The sequence below is a fragment of the Paucisalibacillus globulus DSM 18846 genome, assembly GCF_000482485.1.
Taxonomy (GTDB): Bacteria; Bacillota; Bacilli; order Bacillales; family Amphibacillaceae; genus Ornithinibacillus; species Ornithinibacillus globulus.
The window spans coordinates 16194-34795 of sequence record NZ_KI519435.1 but is presented as its reverse complement, the minus strand read 5'-3'; the positions used below and the strand labels follow the sequence as shown (position 1 = coordinate 34795).

20 protein-coding genes are annotated in these 18602 nt (G+C 39.2%); 19 read left to right on the top strand and 1 reads right to left on the bottom strand.

Features of this window, described 5'->3' with window-relative positions:
• Positions 1-381: 381 nt before the first annotated feature.
• Positions 382-918: a manganese efflux pump MntP gene (locus tag K332_RS0112340; protein ID WP_026907727.1), complete on the top strand. Its 537-nt coding sequence runs from the start codon at positions 382-384 to the stop codon at positions 916-918.
• A 145-nt stretch (positions 919-1063) separates the two neighbouring features.
• Here K332_RS0112340 and K332_RS0112335 read toward each other — a convergent pair whose 3' ends face one another.
• Positions 1064-1258, bottom strand: coding sequence for a DUF2187 family protein (locus K332_RS0112335; protein WP_026907726.1), 195 nt, complete (start codon positions 1256-1258; stop codon positions 1064-1066).
• 405 nt (positions 1259-1663) lie between these two features.
• Between K332_RS0112335 and K332_RS0112330 the strand changes: the two genes are divergently transcribed.
• From K332_RS0112330 to K332_RS0112245, 18 genes are all read left to right on the top strand, one after another.
• Entirely contained in the window at positions 1664-2263 is a 600-nt protein-coding gene (locus K332_RS0112330) for an arsenate reductase/protein-tyrosine-phosphatase family protein (RefSeq protein WP_026907725.1), read from the top strand.
• Positions 2264-2355: 92 nt separating this feature from the next.
• Positions 2356-3648 carry a methyl-accepting chemotaxis protein gene (locus K332_RS0112325; RefSeq protein ID WP_026907724.1) on the top strand — a complete coding sequence of 431 codons (1293 nt, stop codon included), beginning with the start codon at positions 2356-2358 and terminating at the stop codon, positions 3646-3648.
• A 27-nt stretch (positions 3649-3675) separates the two neighbouring features.
• A complete protein-coding gene (gene rpiB, locus K332_RS0112320; RefSeq protein WP_026907723.1) occupies positions 3676-4122 on the top strand; it encodes a ribose 5-phosphate isomerase B in 447 nt (148 codons plus the stop codon).
• Positions 4123-4181: 59 nt separating this feature from the next.
• Entirely contained in the window at positions 4182-4721 is a 540-nt protein-coding gene (locus K332_RS0112315) for a TIGR01440 family protein (protein ID WP_036688944.1), read from the top strand.
• Positions 4722-4826: 105 nt separating this feature from the next.
• Positions 4827-6062: a serine hydroxymethyltransferase gene (locus K332_RS0112310; RefSeq protein WP_026907721.1), complete on the top strand. Its 1236-nt coding sequence runs from the start codon at positions 4827-4829 to the stop codon at positions 6060-6062.
• 358 nt (positions 6063-6420) lie between these two features.
• On the top strand, positions 6421-7050 hold the full coding sequence (upp, locus tag K332_RS0112305; protein WP_026907720.1) for a uracil phosphoribosyltransferase: 630 nt from the start codon (positions 6421-6423) through the stop codon (positions 7048-7050).
• 52 nt (positions 7051-7102) lie between these two features.
• Positions 7103-8218 carry a non-hydrolyzing UDP-N-acetylglucosamine 2-epimerase gene (wecB, locus tag K332_RS0112300; RefSeq protein ID WP_026907719.1) on the top strand — a complete coding sequence of 372 codons (1116 nt, stop codon included), beginning with the start codon at positions 7103-7105 and terminating at the stop codon, positions 8216-8218.
• A gap of 93 nt (positions 8219-8311) precedes the next feature.
• Positions 8312-10546 (top strand): S8 family serine peptidase, encoded by a 2235-nt coding sequence (locus tag K332_RS0112295; RefSeq protein WP_281170925.1) that lies wholly within the window; start codon positions 8312-8314, stop codon positions 10544-10546.
• A 536-nt stretch (positions 10547-11082) separates the two neighbouring features.
• Positions 11083-11307 carry an AtpZ/AtpI family protein gene (locus tag K332_RS0112290; RefSeq protein WP_026907717.1) on the top strand — a complete coding sequence of 75 codons (225 nt, stop codon included), beginning with the start codon at positions 11083-11085 and terminating at the stop codon, positions 11305-11307.
• Positions 11304-11678 carry an ATP synthase subunit I gene (locus K332_RS0112285; RefSeq protein WP_026907716.1) on the top strand — a complete coding sequence of 125 codons (375 nt, stop codon included), beginning with the start codon at positions 11304-11306 and terminating at the stop codon, positions 11676-11678. Before K332_RS0112290 ends, K332_RS0112285 begins: the two co-directional genes overlap by 4 nt.
• 17 nt (positions 11679-11695) lie before the next feature.
• Positions 11696-12418, top strand: coding sequence for a F0F1 ATP synthase subunit A (atpB, locus tag K332_RS0112280; RefSeq protein WP_026907715.1), 723 nt, complete (start codon positions 11696-11698; stop codon positions 12416-12418).
• Between the two features lie 90 nt (positions 12419-12508).
• Complete coding sequence (atpE, locus tag K332_RS0112275) at positions 12509-12721, top strand: F0F1 ATP synthase subunit C (RefSeq protein WP_026907714.1); 213 nt, start codon at positions 12509-12511, stop codon at positions 12719-12721.
• A gap of 123 nt (positions 12722-12844) precedes the next feature.
• Positions 12845-13369, top strand: a complete 525-nt coding sequence (atpF, locus tag K332_RS0112270) for a F0F1 ATP synthase subunit B (protein WP_026907713.1) — start codon at positions 12845-12847, stop codon at positions 13367-13369.
• On the top strand, positions 13366-13908 hold the full coding sequence (locus K332_RS0112265) for a F0F1 ATP synthase subunit delta (protein ID WP_026907712.1): 543 nt from the start codon (positions 13366-13368) through the stop codon (positions 13906-13908). The genes atpF and K332_RS0112265 overlap by 4 nt, the downstream gene beginning before the upstream one ends.
• A 106-nt stretch (positions 13909-14014) precedes the next feature.
• Complete coding sequence (gene atpA / locus K332_RS0112260) at positions 14015-15526, top strand: F0F1 ATP synthase subunit alpha (RefSeq protein WP_026907711.1); 1512 nt, start codon at positions 14015-14017, stop codon at positions 15524-15526.
• Between the two features lie 98 nt (positions 15527-15624).
• Positions 15625-16482 (top strand): ATP synthase F1 subunit gamma, encoded by an 858-nt coding sequence (gene atpG, locus K332_RS0112255; RefSeq protein ID WP_026907710.1) that lies wholly within the window; start codon positions 15625-15627, stop codon positions 16480-16482.
• A 35-nt stretch (positions 16483-16517) separates the two neighbouring features.
• Complete coding sequence (gene atpD, locus K332_RS0112250) at positions 16518-17909, top strand: F0F1 ATP synthase subunit beta (RefSeq protein ID WP_026907709.1); 1392 nt, start codon at positions 16518-16520, stop codon at positions 17907-17909.
• Positions 17910-17999: 90 nt separating this feature from the next.
• A complete protein-coding gene (locus K332_RS0112245) occupies positions 18000-18401 on the top strand; it encodes a F0F1 ATP synthase subunit epsilon (protein ID WP_026907708.1) in 402 nt (133 codons plus the stop codon).
• Positions 18402-18602 lie beyond the last annotated feature (201 nt).

The window sequence follows — 18602 nt, the reverse complement described above, 5'->3', positions numbered from 1 at the left end:
AACATCGGCCGATATGCGGAGATATCAGCCAAAATCGAGAAACATCGGCCGATATGCGGAAACATCAGCCAAAATCGAGGAACATCGGCCAAGACGCGAAGATATCAGCCGAATTCGAGGAACATCGGCCGAGACTCGGAAACATCAGCCCAATTTGAGGAACATCGGCCAAGTTGTGGAAACATCAGCCAAAATCGAAAAACATCGGCCGTAATGCGGAAACACCAGCCATTACGCCAGAACATCAGCCATTACGCCAGAACATCAGCCATTACGCCAGAACATCAGCCAAACTCCAGCACACCCTACGATGAAACTCAAAATCATAATCGCTCTCCACCCGGCATATAGTGTAAAAGGCATGTCCAAGGGGGATGATTCATGGGGGAGTTTATTTCGATATTAATGATGTCAGTTGCTATAGGAATGGATGCTTTTTCTGTAAGCCTTGGGCTGGGGATGCGGAAGATTCGGTTAAAGCGGATTGCGTTTATTGGGATAGTAATTGGTTTATTTCATATTTTGATGCCTTTTCTTGGGATTATAGTGGGTAAACTAATTTCTGAACAAATTGGGGATTGGACAACCTTAGCTGGGGGACTTTTACTTTTTGGAATCGGGGCTCATATGCTGTTTTCGGCTTTTAATCATGAGTCAGCAAGAGTTGAACAGACGGTTGGCTTGGGATTGATTATTTTGGCTTTAAGTGTGAGTATCGATAGTTTTTCCGTTGGGTTTAGCTTAGGTCTTTCCGGAGTGAAGACGGCACTTACACTAATTCTATTTGGAGCTAGTAGTATGGTCTTAACATGGGCTGGAATGATTCTTGGTAGAAAGGTGCATGGGTTCTTAGGAGCCTATAGTGGGATATTAGGAGGGAGTATTCTTTGTGGATTTGGCCTCTACATTATGTTTTAAATATACAAGAGGATGCCGATTGGACATCCTCTTTTGTCAGATTAAAAATAAAATTTCCAGACCTGTATAAATACGAACTTTAACATTCACCTCTAAATGAAGGCGCCACCATATTTTCAAAACGCTAGGGAAAATCCCTTATACATTATGATATAATACTATATTTTCCGTGTCTCACTACAGTATTAGGCATTTCATATCCTAAAATCTTTGCAGCATCCTTGGATAATTCAACTAGTACACTATTTTCTCTTACTTGAAACACTTTCCCTTCATACTGCCCATTCCTTCTGTCAAAAAGAACGACGTCACCTACATTAGCTGTTTCATTATTTTTCATTTCTTTTCCCCTCCCAAAGGATAATACCTAAATGAGACTTCTCTATATTGTATAGAGAAACACCAGAGGCTATGTGAACAAAAATGGAAAGTAATTATAAAATAGTAAATTGGTAGCTTAGGTATTTTTTATTTCATACTCTTAATAGTAATACTTATGAATTAGAATTTCTACATTTTTCTCACTTTTTGACAATTCACGAAAAAATAACTAGTTAAAAAGAACTATCCGTCTTTTAAATGCATGTCTTTATAATCATTTATACAAATTAATGTGAAACAAAGAAAAAATCTGAATAGTCTGTTGCATTGTATTTTACTTTATTTTCTTTTTCTGTCAACTAACATTATTCTATGTTATATTTTAGATATGTATATGATTTTCACCGGAATTGGAGGTTCTTTCATGAAAATTTTGTTTGTATGTACCGGTAATACTTGTCGAAGCCCAATGGCTGAAGCTTTGTTAAAAAGTAAGTTACCAGGAGCAGAAGTGAAATCTGCAGGGATTTTTGCGGCCAAAAACCAACGTGCAGCTAACCATGTTGTTACACTTCTAGACCAAAAGGGGATTGTACTAAACCATCAATCCAATCCTGTGGATGAAAAACTTCTAAACTGGGCGGATCTTGTTCTGTTAATGACGACGGGACACAAACAATCCCTCATTATGGAATTTCCTAATTTTCAAGAAAAGTATTATACGTTGAAAGAATATGTATCTGATTCCGATAGAAAAGTATGGGATGAGTTAAAATCACTTTATGCAGACTATGAAATGAAGAAATCCCAGTTTATTCAAGAAAATCAACATCAATTAAATAATGTACAATTGGAAAAAAAATTACGTGAATACTTACAACCAGACATTCAGAAAATTAGTCAACTTGAAAGCAGCCTAATAAATTATGATATTTCCGATCCATTCGGTGGAGATATGGCCACCTATAAAAAAACATTGGATGAATTAGAAAACTATATAGAGCAATTAATTAAAAAAATATAAAATAGAAAAGCTTAAGGTACCGGTAAAGCGAATGACTCGTTAAACGCTGGTATCTTGAACTAGAAAAATTAAAAAGCTGGGGGAAAATTAAGATGAGCAACAAATACCGCTTTGGACTAAGGGTGAAACTTGCATTATTTACAACAATATTAGCTATCATTACTTATTCCACTAGTGCATTTTTTATGTACTTTCTTTATGACTTTGTAGTAGAATTTTGGCAGATTTCCATGGAAGCATACACAATCATTATTTTACTTATGGGGATTTTTTGGTCTGGTGTATTAGCATACTTTGCGGCACAGATTATTACAAAACCGCTGAATCGTTTGGCAAGTGTTGCGTCTGAAGTAGCAGATGGTCAGCTTAATCATGAAGTGGAAATTCCTTCCTCAGATGATGAGATTCGTGCATTAAGTACTTCATTCGATATTATGCTTAAAAATCTAAAAGAAATGGTACATAATATAGATGTCCATTTTAATAACACCAATGAATCTGTGGTGCAATTACGTGAGGCAACTAGTTTGGTAGCACAGCACTCAGATTTAATTAGTGCATCTGTCGAGGATATTTCAAAAGGTGCAGAGAATTCATCAGAAGCGATTCAACAAACTGTAGAATCTGTGGAAGAGGCAACAACGCTTGCAGAGAAGGTTCAGGACAAAGCAGGCCTATCGAAAGAAAAATCAACAACCATGCTAGAAACGTTGGATACGAGTAAACAAGTGGTACATCAACTTGTTGAAGGTATTCAAAAACTAGCTAAAGACCAAGAACTTTCTCTTGAAGATGTGAATCACTTAAAGGAAAATGCATTTCAAGTGGAGTCGATTATATCGATGGTTGGGGAAATAGCTGAGCAAACGAACCTTCTTGCACTTAATGCTTCGATTGAAGCGGCTAGAGCAGGGGAACATGGTAAAGGTTTTGCCGTGGTTGCTGAGGAAATTCGTAAGCTAGCTGACCAAAGTGCCCAAGCTGTAGGGCGTATTTCTGGCTTAATTAAAGCAATCCAAGAAGATGTTAATCAAGTGGTTAAGAAGATAAATGAAAATGTACATCTTGCAATTAGAGAAGCGGAGAATGGCGTAACAACCAATGCTTCGATCGAGCAGATGTCGGGTTCCGTTGAAGAAGTGGCAAGTGAAATTGATGTTATTCTATCCATTGTGAATCAACAGCTTGCCTCCATTCAAGCAACAGCTTCTCAATCACAGGAGGTTGCAGCCATTGCTGAGGAAACATCAGCAGGTGCCGAAGAAGTGAGTGCTTCTATTCATGAGCAAGCAGCATCGATTGGAAAAGTGGATCATCTCGTGCAGGATCTAGAAGAACAAGCGAGTGGTTTAAATAAACAAATTCAAAAGTTTCGAGTGAATTAATACAACAGGACAAGGAGCGTAACATTGATGAAAGTAATTATCTCAGGTGACCATGCAGGAATGACAATTCGTAATGAAGTGAAAAGCCTATTAGATGAAATGGGTATATCGTATGAGGATATTGGCTGTAGTTGTGAAACATCAGTAGACTATCCTGACTATGCTCTTCCAGCTGCAGAGCGTGTGGCAAACGGTGAATTTGACCGTGGAATCCTAGTATGTGGAACAGGAATTGGAATGTCCATTGCAGCAAATAAAGTAAAAGGTATTCGTTGTGCACTTCTTTCTGATGTTTATAGTGCAAAGTTAACTCGTATGCATAATAATTCGAATATGATTGCTATGGGTGAACGTGTACTTGGCCCTGGTCTTGCTAGAGAAATCGCAAAAGCATGGCTAGAAACAGATTTTGAAGGTGACCGCCACCAAAAACGTCTTGATAAAATTACAGCTTACGAAGATCAAAATCTTTAATAAATATGGCGAGGGTCCATCTCTCGCCAATTATTTAAGTATGGTGATGGATGATGGCAATGGATAATATAAAAAAAGAACTACAAATCGTTATGCTAGAGATTGAAAATAAAAATATGTTAAAAAATGGCTCGATTTTTGTAACCGGTTGCTCTACAAGTGAAGTTGCCGGGGAACATATTGGCACAGCTGGAAGTGAGGATATTGCAGCACAAATCTTTTCGAGTTTAATGGGATTAAAATTAAGGACTGGCATTCATCTAGCCTTTCAATGCTGTGAACATTTAAACCGTGCACTTGTTGTAGAACGTGAAACAGCAGAAGAATACCGGTTAGAGGAAGTATCTGTCATTCCGATTCCTAAAGCAGGAGGAGCTATGGCATCCTACGCTTATAAACATATGGAAAACCCAGTTGTTGTGGAACAAATCCAAGCGCACGCTGGAATAGACATTGGCGAAACCATGATTGGCATGCACCTTAAACATGTAGCGGTTCCCGTCAGACTAGACCAACGTTACATAGGAAAAGCAAGAATCAACGCAGCAAAAACACGACCTAAACTAATAGGTGGGGAAAGAGCGTTTTATGGGGTTTAAGTAAAAAGTAATTCTTGTATTTTGAGCAACGGGTTTTAGTTTAATAGTAAGAGAAATATAGCGAGATTGGTTTAACAGAAATAGTAAAAACAGGGAGGATTACCAATGGAACACTTAAAACAAACAGACCATGAACTATTTGAAGCAATGGAAGCTGAAAAAAAACGCCAACAAACAAAAATTGAGTTAATTGCATCCGAGAACTTTGTATCAGAATCTGTCATGGAAGCGATGGGATCTGTATTAACCAATAAATATGCAGAAGGCTACCCTGGCAAGCGGTATTACGGTGGTTGTGAACATGTCGATGTCGTAGAAAACTTAGCCCGTGACCGTGCAAAGAAGTTATTCGGTGCAGAACATGCTAACGTACAACCTCACTCGGGAGCACAAGCAAATATGGCAGTATATTTCTCCATTCTTGAAACAGGAGATACTGTTCTTGGAATGAATTTAAGCCATGGTGGACACTTAACTCATGGGAGCCCTGTTAACTTCAGTGGAACATTATACAACTTTGTAGATTATGGTGTGGAAAAAGAAACAGAAACACTGGATTATGATAAAGTTTTAGAAAAAGCAAAAGAAGTAAAACCTAAACTAATTGTAGCAGGTGCAAGTGCCTACTCTCGTACCCTTGATTTTGCGAAGTTCCGTGAAATTGCTGACGAGGTTGGAGCATACCTAATGGTGGATATGGCTCACATCGCAGGACTTGTTGCAGCTGGCTTACATCCAAATCCAGTCCCTTATGCAGACTTTGTAACAACAACAACACATAAAACTTTACGTGGCCCACGTGGCGGAATGATTCTTTGTAAAGAAGAACATGCAAAGAAAGTAGATAAAGCTGTATTCCCAGGAATGCAAGGTGGCCCATTAATGCACATCATCGCTGCGAAAGCTACTGCGTTCAAAGAAGCGTTATCCGATGATTTTAAAGCTTATAACGAGCAAATCATTGCCAATGCCAAAACATTAGGTGAAGCATTAGTTGCTGAGGGAATTCGCGTTGTATCAGGTGGTACAGACAATCATCTACTATTATTAGATGTAACACCACTAGGAATTACCGGAAAAGTAGCAGAACATGTATTAGACGAAATCGGAATTACTGTTAACAAAAACACTATTCCATTCGACACTGCAAGTCCGTTTGTAACAAGCGGAATCCGTATCGGAACCCCTGCTGTTACAACCCGCGGATTTAAAGAACAAGAAATGCGTGAAATTGCTAGCATCATTTCCATGACATTAAAGAATCATGAAAATGAAGCGGTCCTAAAAGAAGCCGCTGACCGTGTGTTAGCATTAACTGAAAAATCACCTTTATATGTGTAAGATATAATAAATGAGGATGCTTGATTAGGCATCCTCATTTTTGTTGGGTTTTGAATTGATTTTGTTTGGTGGGTCACAAGTTTATCGGACTCGGGATCAAGTTCATCCTCATTGGTCGCAAGTTTCTCAGACTCGGTCCGATGTTCATCCGAATTGGTCGCAAGTATCCCGGCCGCGGTCTCAAGTTCATCCCATCCAGTCAAAAAATAATGAAACCGATTACGTAATCACTATCTATCACAATTAACGAATTCCAACCCAAATCAATCCTAATATTTCAGACCTCAACCTTGAATAAGTACGTTTTTTTGAGTACAATTTTAAAGATGTAACTAATATGATAAGGAGTGATCGCCAAATGGGAAATGTACATGTTTTAGATCATCCGTTGATCCAACATAAAATATCATTTATCCGAAATAAAGAAACCGGAACAAAGGAATTTCGTGAATTAGTAGATGAGGTAGCAATGCTTATGGCATTCGAAATTACCCGCGATCTACCACTAGAAGAAACAACAATTGAGACACCAGTTATAAAAACGAAAACAAAAGTATTAGCTGGTAAGAAAATCGGACTTGTTCCAATTTTACGTGCAGGACTTGGTATGGTGGACGGAATGTTAAAATTAATTCCTGCTGCAAAGGTTGGACATGTTGGATTATACCGTGATCCAGAAACATTACAGCCAGTCGAATATTACATAAAGCTTCCTTCTGATATCCATGAGCGTGAGTTAATTGTAATTGACCCAATGCTTGCGACTGGTGGTTCTGCTAAGGATGCAATCCAGTCATTGAAAAAACGTGGTGCTAAAAATATTCGCCTTATGTGCCTAATTGCTGCACCAGAGGGAGTAGAAGTTATCAAAGAAGCACATCCGGATGTGGATATTTATTTAGCTGCACTTGACGAAAAATTAGATGATCATGCGTATATTGTGCCAGGACTAGGAGATGCTGGTGACCGTTTATTCGGCACTAAATAATCTTAAATGAAATTGGGATTGGATAAATATAGAATGATCGGAGTGGATTAAGATGCCAAAACGTATCAAAGTAATGACAATTTTTGGGACAAGACCGGAAGCAATTAAAATGGCTCCGCTTGTTCTTGAATTGAAAAAACGTTCGGATGAATTTGAACCAATTGTAACAGTAACGGCTCAACATCGTGAAATGCTGGATCAGGTTTTAGACATCTTCAAAATCACGCCAGATTATGATTTAAACATCATGAAGCAAAAGCAGACATTAGCACAAATCATGACACGTGCTCTTGAAGGTCTAGATGAAGTGATGAAAAAAACACAGCCTGATATTGTACTTGTCCATGGGGATACAAGTACAACATTTGCTGCGTCTTTAGCAGCTTACTACAATCAAATTGCAGTAGGACATGTTGAAGCGGGTCTACGTACTTGGAATAAATACTCTCCATACCCAGAGGAAATGAATCGCCAACTCACTGGGGTAATGGCAGATTTACATTTTTCACCAACAGAAAAATCAAAGCAAAATCTTTTGGATGAAAATAAACCAGAAGACCGTATTTATGTAACGGGTAACACGGCTATTGATGCATTGAAAACAACTGTCGATGAAAAATACGCGAACCCAATATTAGACGGACTGAAAGGAAAACGTCTAGTATTGATGACTGCACATCGTCGTGAAAACTTAGGAGCTAACATGCAGCAAATGTTCCGGGCTATTAAGCGATTAGTGGAAAAACATCAGGATATTCAAGTCGTGTATCCGATGCACTTGAATCCAGTTGTTCGCGAAACTGCCAATGAGATATTAGGGAATGATGAACGTATCCAGCTAATTGAACCACTGGATGTAGTGGACTTTCATAACTTTGCAGCGCACGCACACTTAATTCTTACTGATTCTGGTGGTGTGCAAGAGGAGGCTCCGTCACTAGGAGTTCCAGTTCTTGTACTTCGCGATACGACTGAACGTCCAGAAGGAATCGAAGCAGGAACACTAAAACTTGCAGGAACGGACGAGGAAACAATCTTCACACTAGCAGATGAACTTTTATCCAGCCAAGAGGCATATGACAAAATGGCGAAAGCTTCCAATCCTTATGGTGATGGGGAAGCATCTCGTAGAATTGCAGATGCCATTACAGCATATTTTAATAAATGATGACGAGAGGCTTCCATAATTGGAAGTCTCTTTCTTCATTTCATGTATCAATCCAGCGAGAAATACAAATGCTAAACTTAAGGAGGAATCTGTGTGCGTAACTTACTAGTAGCTTTCTTGGTGTTTACCATATTAATTATCATTCCACCTCAAAACCAAATCCCCGTCCAAGCACTGGAAACTGACAATCTCGAATCAATCATCATTGAAGTGGAGGGCAACCCATTAGAACATAAAAAGTATGTAGAAGCTTATCATCCATTTATTACTGTAATTGCTACGTATAATAAATTATTTAACGGTTTGGCATTACAAGGATCACCGAATGACTTAGCGAAAATGGGCTCGTTAGAATTCGTCAAAACCGTACATACAGTCCAAACATACCAGGCTACCCAATTTGATGTAACCACAAAGAAACAGGGATCCGTGAACTCTGTCGAAGATGTTGTGAAGGAGTATCCGGATATTGTGTTGCCTTCTGCTTTGAATAATACGACATACACTGGCAAAGGAATTAAAGTCGGCGTTGTTGATACAGGAATTGATCATACCCACCCCGATCTGCAAGGAAACTATACTGGTGGGTATGATTTAGTTGATTTGGATGATGATCCAATGGAAACATTGGAAACAGAAGGGATGCCCACGAACCATGGAAGTCATGTCGCAGGAATTATTGCTGCAAATGGAAGCCTTAAAGGTGTAGCCCCAGAAGCAGAGATTCGTGCGTACCGTGCACTTGGACCTGGGGGTAGCGGCACATCGGTTCAAGTGATCGCTGCAATGGAAAAGGCGGTGGAGGATGGTGTCGATATTATCAATCTTTCACTTGGGAACTCGGTTAATGGACCTGATTATCCAACAAGTGTTGCGGTAAATCGTGCTGCTGAACTAGGGGTAGCTGTTGTTATAGCAAATGGAAATAGTGGTCCAGATAATTGGACAGTCGGAGCTCCAGCCACCGCAACAAAAGCATTAGCAGTTGGGGCTTTTGCTAACTCGCAAACCGTTCCACTATTATACGATTCGTTAACAAATAAAAAAATATCCATCTTACCTATGGCAGGGTCAACCCCTTGGAAACTAGCCATGGATTATGAAATTGCAACCTTAGATTCTACTGAAATGAAAGGGAAAATTGCCCTCATTCAAAGGGGAGAGGTACCATTCTATGAACTAGCGAAGAATGCTGAGGAAGAAGGCGCAATCGCGGTAATTATTTATAACAATGTGGATGGCCATTTTCAAGGTGCTATCCATGACCAAGATGAACCAATAAATATTCCAGTGGTTTCGGCATCTAAAAAGGATGGAGAGTGGCTAGCTCAATTTGCTACTGAGCAAAATCACTCCTATATTGAAACAATCTACGAAAAAACTAGTAGCGGTATTGCTACTTTCAGTTCAAGAGGACCCGTTACCGTGAATTGGGAAATAAAACCCGATGTTCTTGCTCCAGGAACAAATATATTAAGTACCGTTCCAGAAGGTTATATGCCATTACAAGGGACAAGTATGGCAGCACCACATGTTGCTGGCGTGATTGCTCTCTTAAAGGAAGCGAAACCCAATTGGACCAATGAACAAATTTTTGGAGCGCTGAAAACAACCGCTCAAAGAGTGGAGGATGAAGAGGGACAACCGGCCGAGCCAATTGTTCAAGGGATGGGAAAAGTGGATCCAAAACAAGCGATCGAAACACCAACCATAATATACAACCCATCACTTTCATTTGGAAAAATCAATGAGTACCGAAAAACGCAGGAAGTGAACGTAACAATCGAGAACACATCCAAACAATCTAGGAAATTTTCTTTTAACATCCCCTCCAAGCAACAAGGTTTGAGCTGGAATCTACCACTTCCATTTAAAGTAAAAGCAGGTGAAAAAATAGACATACCTGTTGAACTAAGTATTACATCGCCACAACTGGAAAAAGGAATTCATCAAGGGTGGTTGGAATTAAGTTCAGAAGGCGAAATATATCATCTACCATACTTGTTTATTAATGAAACAGCAGATTATCCAAAGGCAACTGGTTTTGAGTTTTCACTAAAGCCTTTTTCTAAAGATGAATATAGTTACCGCCTTTATGTAACGGAGGAGACCCGTAATATTGAAGTAGAACTATATGATCCACATTCACTCGTATACGATAGAACTTTACTTCGAATGGAAGATACACAAGTTGGTATGAATGAAGGGTATATAAACAGTAGAGATATTGGTAAGCCAGGTAGATACTTAGCTATTATCACCTTGCAGCTTGAAGATGGAACCTATGAGAGTTATGAAACGGAGTTGATTATTAGTCCTGAGTTGTAATGGAATATGTGGCTGGTTGCACGTGCGTATGACAACCAGCCACATCATCATTTCAGAGTTTCCCGTCACCACTTTAGTCACAGCATTCGCGAGGAGTCTGTAATAGATTGTAAGATATACTCGAATTCTAACGAGTACTTGATAGCAGCTCGCTCAGCTAAGTTGAATTCCCACGCCTTTCGCAAATCCTTGTACAAAACTAAACTCACAAATCCTAACCCACGTTCACAAAACTGTCACTAATACAACTATATGAATCCGATATAATTATATAGTAATATTCAATTTCACAGCATTCTAAAACGCCATTTTATTATGAAAAAAATGGAATGCATGAAATATGTCAAATTTACATGGAATTCAATTGACAAACAAAGGTTGGCTAAGGTAAACTGACTTAGTGTGGAATAAGAATGATAAGGTTTTCATTTATGCTGCATAACTGTGTGAAAAGTTAATAAGATACATAGGATTAGTTAATGAAACCACTCCAGTTTTTTTAATCCCCAAGGATCTCTTGAAAAGGAGTGAAAAAGATGGGGAAAAAGCCACATCATGCAATTGTGTTAGCAAGTGCAGTTTCTGCTAATTTAGCAGGTGGAACAATTCTAGGTATTTTCCTCGGTAGCTGGATCGACAAACTTCTATCTACAAAGCCAATTTTCATAATAATTGGGCTTTTAATCGGACTAGCTGTAGGAATCTATGGAATGATGACAACTGTTAGGAAATTCACGGAAACGGGAGATAATAAGGAATGACCAACAACGAAATGCAATATGCCCGTCAGCGTAAGTGGATGTTTTACCTATTAGCAATTCTAGTACTTGGGGCAGGATTTACTCCTTATTTACAAGTTTTCCTCGGGCTACTACTTGGAAGTACCATAAGCTTCTATAACCTTTATCTGTTACAAAAGAAAACAATTGAATTTACAGAAGCAGTCGCTAAAAGTGAGAAACCACGAGGAATAGGGATGATATCCAGATTCGCCGCAGCCAGTTTAGCAATCATTATAGCACTTCGCTACGAAGAATACTTTGATGTGATTGCTGTAATAATTGGATTAATGACTTCTTACTTAGTCATTATGATAGATTTCTTTATGAAAAAAAATAACGACAGCGCTTGAAAGAGGGGTGAATAAGTATGGGTCATGAGGCGCCGATAGTGCATGACGTCTTTGGAATATCTTGGCTTGATTTCAATTTGTCAAACGTATTTATGATTATTGTTACTTCTGCAATCGTATTTATCCTTTCCGTGCTAGGTGCTAGAAAGTTAAAAATGAAACCGACTGGTGCGCAGAATGTCATGGAATGGGTTCTGGATTTCGTAAAAGGAATCGTAAATGACACGATGGATTGGAAGACTGGTAAGCTATTCTTACCATTAGCATTAACACTATTCTCTTATATTTTAGTAGGGAATATGCTAGGTGTTATCACAAATGGAGTACACGACCACAATGTTTGGTGGAAGTCACCAACAGCGGACCCGGGAATTACCATGACACTAGCAGCGATGGTTATTGTCTTATCTCATTTCTATGGGATTAAACTACGTGGTGGTAAAGAATATGTAAAAGATTATTTCCGTCCACTACCATTTTTATTTCCAATTAAAATAATTGAAGAGTTTGCGAATACGCTAACTCTAGGCTTACGTCTATTTGGTAACTTATATGCCGGTGAAGTACTACTAACTTTACTAGTAGGATTAACAACTTCAGGTGTTCTAGGATTCATTGGAGGAGCAATTCCATTCTTAGCATGGCAAGGATTCTCTTTATTTATCGGAGGTATCCAAGCATTTATCTTCACAATGCTAGCAATGGTTTATATTTCGCATAAAGTTAGTGAAGAACATTAATCTCATTAATTAACCAGTTTTAATAGTAATCTGTTAAAACCGGAAAATATTAAAAAAATTATTTATACATTTTAAGGAGGATTTTATATTATGGGAGCTTTAGCAGCAGCAATAGCAGTAGGTTTAGCAGCACTTGGTGCAGGTATTGGTAACGGTATGATTGTTAGTCGTACAGTAGAAGGGATTGCTCGTCAACCTGAACTTAAAGGTTCACTTCAAACTACAATGTTCATTGGTGTAGGTCTAGTTGAGGCTATGCCTATCATCGCGGTAGTTATCGCATTGATGGTAATGGGTAGCTAATTAAGATAATATTCAATTTTAAAATGGCGAAGATGACCAGTATAACTTCGCCGTTGTTTTTACCTGAGTATGATATGAACATTATTTAATTGACCAGAATCAGGTTGAAAGGAGTGAATTCGAGTGCAAGCATTCACAACGATATATGCTTCTGGAGTAATTTGGGGATTTCACGTTGGGGACATGTTAGTACAGCTTTTCTTCTTCCTATTATTACTATTCCTAGTTGGTAAGTTCGCTTGGGGACCAGTAATGAATATGATGAAAAAGCGTGAAGAATATGTAGCAAGTGAAATTGAAGCTGCAGAAAACTCAAGGCAAGAAGCAGAGAAAGCAGCAAAAGAAGCTACAGAGCAGTTAAAACAAATGAAATTAGAAGCACAAAAAATTATAGAAGATGCAAAAAATGCTGGTGTGAAACAAGAACAAGATATTATTGATTCGGCTAGGCTTGAAGCAGATCGCATCAAAAAAGCAGCACAAGCAGAAATTCAAAACGAAAAAGAAAAAGCACTACAAGCACTTCAAGATCAAGTTGCGTCCTTATCTGTTCTTATTGCAAGTAAGGTTATTGAGAAAGAATTGAGTGCACAAGATCAAGAGAAATTGATCAACGAATACATTAAAGAGGTAGGAGAAGAGCGATGAGTGAAGCAGTAGTTGCAAAACGTTACGCAGATGCTCTTTTCCAACTAGCAAGTGAAAAATCTTCACTGAATGATTATCTAGAAGAACTTCGTGTTGTAAAGCAAGTTTTCGAGGAAAATAAAGAATTACAAACATTCCTAGCACATCCTCGTGTGACAAATGAGAAAAAGCGTATCTTTTTAGATGAAGTTTTTGCAGGAGTATCACAAGATGTATTAAATACATTAAAGATTCTTGTGGAACGTCATCGTGTAGGAATTACAACGGATGTTGTAGATGCTTTTGAAACACTTGTAAACGAGGCGTCGGGAGTTGCACAAGGTAAAGTATATTCTGTTCGTAAGTTATCCGATGCTGAAAAAGCGGACCTTGAACTTTCATTCGCAAAGCGTTTGAATAAATCAGTGATTAAGCTTGAAAATGTAGTAGATTCTAGTCTTGTCGGTGGTGTGAAGATTCGCATGGGTAACACCATTTATGATGGAACGATTAGCGGAAAATTACGTCGTATTGAGCAAAATATTAAACTTGGTAGTTAGGAAAGTATAGACCCTTTCCGCCGACATAAGAAAAACTAACACATTCGCCAAGAACGAGCGAATGCGAGTTTTTCTAACGTACATTTGATGATAGGGGTGAAATGGTATGAGCATCAAAGCTGAAGAAATCAGTAAACTGATTAAGCAGCAAATCGAAAATTTCGATTCAGATATTGAAGTAAGTGATGTCGGAACAGTTATTGAAATTGGTGACGGTATCGCACGTGCTCATGGTCTTGACAATGTCATGGCTGGAGAGCTTGTTGAATTTTCTAATGGTGTAATGGGTATGGCGCAAAACTTGGAAGAGTCTAACGTCGGTATTATTATTCTTGGACCATACACTGAAATTAAAGAAGGCGATGAAGTTCGCCGTACAGGACGTATCATGCAAGTGCCAGTTGGTGAGGAACTAATCGGTCGTGTAGTTAACCCATTAGGACAACCAATTGATGGTGGTAAGCCAATCGAAACGTCTAAATCTCGTCCAATCGAATCTCCTGCTCCAGGAGTTATGGATCGTAAATCCGTTCATGAACCACTTCAAACAGGTATTAAAGCGATTGACGCACTAGTACCAATTGGCCGTGGACAACGTGAACTTATCATTGGGGACCGTCAAACTGGTAAAACAACCGTTGCAGTTGACACGATCCTTAACCAAAAAGACCAAGACATGATCTGTATCTATGTTGCCATTGGTCAAAAAGAATCAACTGTTCGTGGAACAGTGGAAACATTCCGCCGTTATGGTGCATTAGACTACACAATCGTTGTAGCTGCAGGTGCATCTGACCCAGCTCCATTATTATACCTAGCACCATATACAGGTGTAACGATGGGTGAAGAATTCATGTACAATGGCAAGCACGTGCTTGTCGTATATGATGATTTATCTAAACAAGCATCAGCATATCGTGAGCTTTCCCTATTACTTCGTCGTCCTCCAGGTCGTGAAGCATTCCCAGGGGATGTATTCTACTTACACTCTAGGTTGCTAGAGCGTGCAGCGAAACTAAGTGACGCACTTGGTGCTGGTTCACTAACTGCACTTCCATTTGTTGAAACACAAGCAGGGGATATCTCTGCATACATTCCAACAAACGTTATCTCCATCACAGATGGACAAATTTTCTTGCAATCTGACCTATTCTTCTCTGGAGTACGTCCAGCGATTAACCCAGGTCTTTCTGTATCACGTGTAGGTACTTCCGCTCAAATCAAGGCAATGAAGAGCGTAGCAGGTACATTACGTCTAGACTTAGCTTCTTTCCGTGAACTAGAAGCATTTGCTCAATTTGGTTCTGACCTTGATAAAGCTACACAAGCAAAACTAAACCGTGGTGCACGAACTGTAGAAGTACTAAAACAAGGCTTACACAAGCCACTTAAAGTGGAATACCAAGTAGCGATTATTTATGCTCTAACAAAAGGTTTCTTAGATGATATTCCAGTTGGGGATATCACACGCTTTGAAGCAGAGTTCAATGTATGGTTAGATACGAATAAACCTGAATTACTTGCTACAATCCGTGACACTGGAAAACTTCCTGAAGCAGAAGATATGAACAGTGCAATTGAATCATTTAAAAAGACATTTTTAACATCTGATAATTAATAAATACCTTTAAGAGTGATGAGTAAGAAGCTTAGGGGCTTGATGATCTCATAAGCTTTTTACCCTTTAACTCTGCTACGAAAGGGTGGTGAAAAAGCTTGGCATCACTTAGAGATATAAAAAAACGTATTGATTCTACATCCAAAATGAAAAAAATCACCAAAGCGATGGAAATGGTGTCTGCATCTAAGATGAATAAAGCGGAACAAAATGCGAAAGCTTTCGTTCCATATAGCGAAAAAATGCAAGAGGTTGTAGCAAGTATTGCAAAGCATACCGATGCAACTCATCCGATGCTCCAAACACGTGAAGTGAAAAAAACAGGTTATATTGCTATTACTTCTGATAGTGGTTTAGCAGGTGCTTATAACGCGAACATTTTGCGACATTTAAACAATACAATCCAGAAAAATCACGGATCACGTGACGAATATACTGTCATTGCAATTGGAAGAATGGCTGTTGACTTCTGTAAGAAACGCGGGTTTCCAGTGGCCAAAAGCATTATTGGACTACCAGATCAGCCTTCATTTGCATTTATCAAGGATATGGCTACTGAAACAGTACAAATGTACTCTGATCAAGAGATTGATAAGCTTATAATTATTTATAACCATTATGTTAGTGCAATTTCTCAAGTGGCTACAGCGAACCAGTTATTGCCTATTGAAAATATGGATACTACTACCGGAACAAGCAGCCAGTATGAATATGAGCCTGATGAGGAAGAGATTCTTGCAGTACTATTACCGCAGTACGCAGAAAGTCTTATCTACGGTTCATTACTGGACGCAAAAGCAAGTGAACATGCTGCACGTATGACGGCTATGCGTAGTGCAAGCGATAACGCATCAGACTTGATTGATGATCTATCCTTGACTTATAACCGTGCACGCCAAGCAGCAATCACACAAGAAATAACCGAGATTGTTGGTGGAGCAAGCGCTCTAGAATAATCTTAGGTTGAAAGTAAGTTAGGAGGGAAATATCGATGAGCTTAGGACACGTTACTCAAGTAATGGGACCGGTCGTTGACGTAAAATTCGATGACGGCAAGCTTCCTGAAATTTATAACGCATTAACTGTCAAACTAGCAGAAGGTACATTAACTCTAGAAGTTGCCCTTCACCTAGGTGATAACTCTGTCCGTACAATTGCGATGGCATCAACGGATGGTTTACAACGTGGAATGGATGTTGAAAACTTAGGCAGACCTATTTCTGTACCAGTTGGTGACGTAACATTAGGTCGTGTATTTAACGTATTAGGGGATAAAATTGACTTGGATCCTGAACTACCAGAAGGTATTCGTTTAGACCCAATTCACCGCGCAGCTCCTAAATATGAAGATTTATCAACAGAAACTGAGATTCTTGAAACAGGAATCAAGGTTGTTGACTTATTAGCACCTTACATTAAAGGTGGTAAAATCGGTTTATTCGGTGGTGCCGGTGTAGGTAAAACCGTATTAATCCAGGAATTAATCAACAACATCGCACAAGAGCACGGCGGTATTTCCGTATTCGCAGGTGTTGGAGAGCGTACACGTGAAGGTAATGACCTTTACTATGAAATGAAAGACTCAGGTGTTATCACAAAAACTGCGATGGTATTCGGACAAATGAACGAGCCACCAGGTGCACGTATGCGTGTAGCACTTACTGGTCTTACAATGGCGGAATATTTCCGTGATGAAAAAGGTGCAGACGTACTTCTATTCATCGACAACATCTTCCGTTTCACACAAGCAGGTTCTGAGGTATCAGCTCTACTAGGCCGTATGCCATCTGCCGTTGGTTACCAACCAACTCTTGCTACTGAAATGGGACAATTACAAGAACGTATTACATCAACTAACAAAGGTTCTGTTACATCTATCCAAGCGATTTACGTACCAGCCGATGACTACACGGATCCGGCTCCAGCTACAACATTCGCTCACTTAGATGCAACAACTAACCTTGATCGTAAACTATCTGAGCAAGGTATCTACCCTGCGGTGGATCCACTTGCATCAACTTCTCGTGCACTAGACCCTGAAATTGTTGGCGCTGAGCACTATGAAGTAGCACGTGACGTACAGGCTACACTGCAAAAGTACCGTGAATTACAAGACATCATTGCAATCCTAGGTATGGATGAGCTTTCAGATGACGATAAATTAACGGTTGCTCGTGCACGTCGTATCCAATTCTTCCTATCTCAAAACTTCCACGTAGCAGAACAATTTACTGGTCAAGCAGGATCTTACGTACCAGTACAAGAAACTGTTAAAGGATTCAAAGAGATTTTAGAAGGTAAATACGATGATCTACCAGAAGACGCATTCCGTCTAGTTGGTCGCATTGAAGAAGTAGTAGAAAAAGCGAAAAGCATGGAATAATAAATAGACATTTGGCTCGGTAAACACCCACGCACTTTATGTTAGTCAATGGACTGACATAAAGTGAAGCCAGTCTAAGGAGGGGTTACATTGAAAACACTAACTGTGAGTGTTGTTACTCCTGATGGCCCTGTTTTAGAAGATACGTATGAAATGGTTAGCTGTAAAGCAGAAAATGGTGAACTAGGTATTTTACCAGGTCATATTCCATTGGTTGCGCCACTTGCAATCTCAAGCGTTCGCTTAAAGCGTGATTCAAGTGAAGACAAGCTAGCTATTAATGGCGGATTTTTGGAGGTTCGCCCAGATAAAGTAACAATTCTTGCTCAATCTGCTGAAAAACCTTCAGATATCGATGTAGCACGTGCTGAAAAAGCAAAAGATCGTGCCGAACAACGCCTTCGTTCAAACGATGACCATATTGATCGTCTAAGGGCAGAATTAGCACTCAGAAGAGCAGCAAACCGTCTGGACGTTGCTCAAACAAGATAATAATATGTTGAAATCCCCCGTAGAGATGCGGGGGATTTTTGTTTTGTAGGTGAATTGATCATAAGTAGTGATGTGATCCCTTTGCCATTTTGTGAGGAATTCATGTTTGAAATGAAGAATAGGAACGCTCAATACATCATTTAGTCCTGGTTTTGGAGTTGAAATGAAGAATGATGACGTTCTATACATCATTTGGCCTTG

Coding starts and splice junctions, on each gene's coding strand:
- K332_RS0112340 (WP_026907727.1), top strand. CDS start 382: ATGGGGGAGTTTATTTCGATATTAATGATGTCAGTTGCTATAGGAATG.
- K332_RS0112335 (WP_026907726.1), bottom strand. CDS start 1,258: ATGAAAAATAATGAAACAGCTAATGTAGGTGACGTCGTTCTTTTTGAC.
- K332_RS0112330 (WP_026907725.1), top strand. CDS start 1,664: ATGAAAATTTTGTTTGTATGTACCGGTAATACTTGTCGAAGCCCAATG.
- K332_RS0112325 (WP_026907724.1), top strand. CDS start 2,356: ATGAGCAACAAATACCGCTTTGGACTAAGGGTGAAACTTGCATTATTT.
- rpiB (WP_026907723.1), top strand. CDS start 3,676: ATGAAAGTAATTATCTCAGGTGACCATGCAGGAATGACAATTCGTAAT.
- K332_RS0112315 (WP_036688944.1), top strand. CDS start 4,182: ATGGATAATATAAAAAAAGAACTACAAATCGTTATGCTAGAGATTGAA.
- K332_RS0112310 (WP_026907721.1), top strand. CDS start 4,827: ATGGAACACTTAAAACAAACAGACCATGAACTATTTGAAGCAATGGAA.
- upp (WP_026907720.1), top strand. CDS start 6,421: ATGGGAAATGTACATGTTTTAGATCATCCGTTGATCCAACATAAAATA.
- wecB (WP_026907719.1), top strand. CDS start 7,103: ATGCCAAAACGTATCAAAGTAATGACAATTTTTGGGACAAGACCGGAA.
- K332_RS0112290 (WP_026907717.1), top strand. CDS start 11,083: ATGGGGAAAAAGCCACATCATGCAATTGTGTTAGCAAGTGCAGTTTCT.
- K332_RS0112285 (WP_026907716.1), top strand. CDS start 11,304: ATGACCAACAACGAAATGCAATATGCCCGTCAGCGTAAGTGGATGTTT.
- atpB (WP_026907715.1), top strand. CDS start 11,696: ATGGGTCATGAGGCGCCGATAGTGCATGACGTCTTTGGAATATCTTGG.
- atpE (WP_026907714.1), top strand. CDS start 12,509: ATGGGAGCTTTAGCAGCAGCAATAGCAGTAGGTTTAGCAGCACTTGGT.
- K332_RS0112265 (WP_026907712.1), top strand. CDS start 13,366: ATGAGTGAAGCAGTAGTTGCAAAACGTTACGCAGATGCTCTTTTCCAA.
- atpA (WP_026907711.1), top strand. CDS start 14,015: ATGAGCATCAAAGCTGAAGAAATCAGTAAACTGATTAAGCAGCAAATC.
- atpD (WP_026907709.1), top strand. CDS start 16,518: ATGAGCTTAGGACACGTTACTCAAGTAATGGGACCGGTCGTTGACGTA.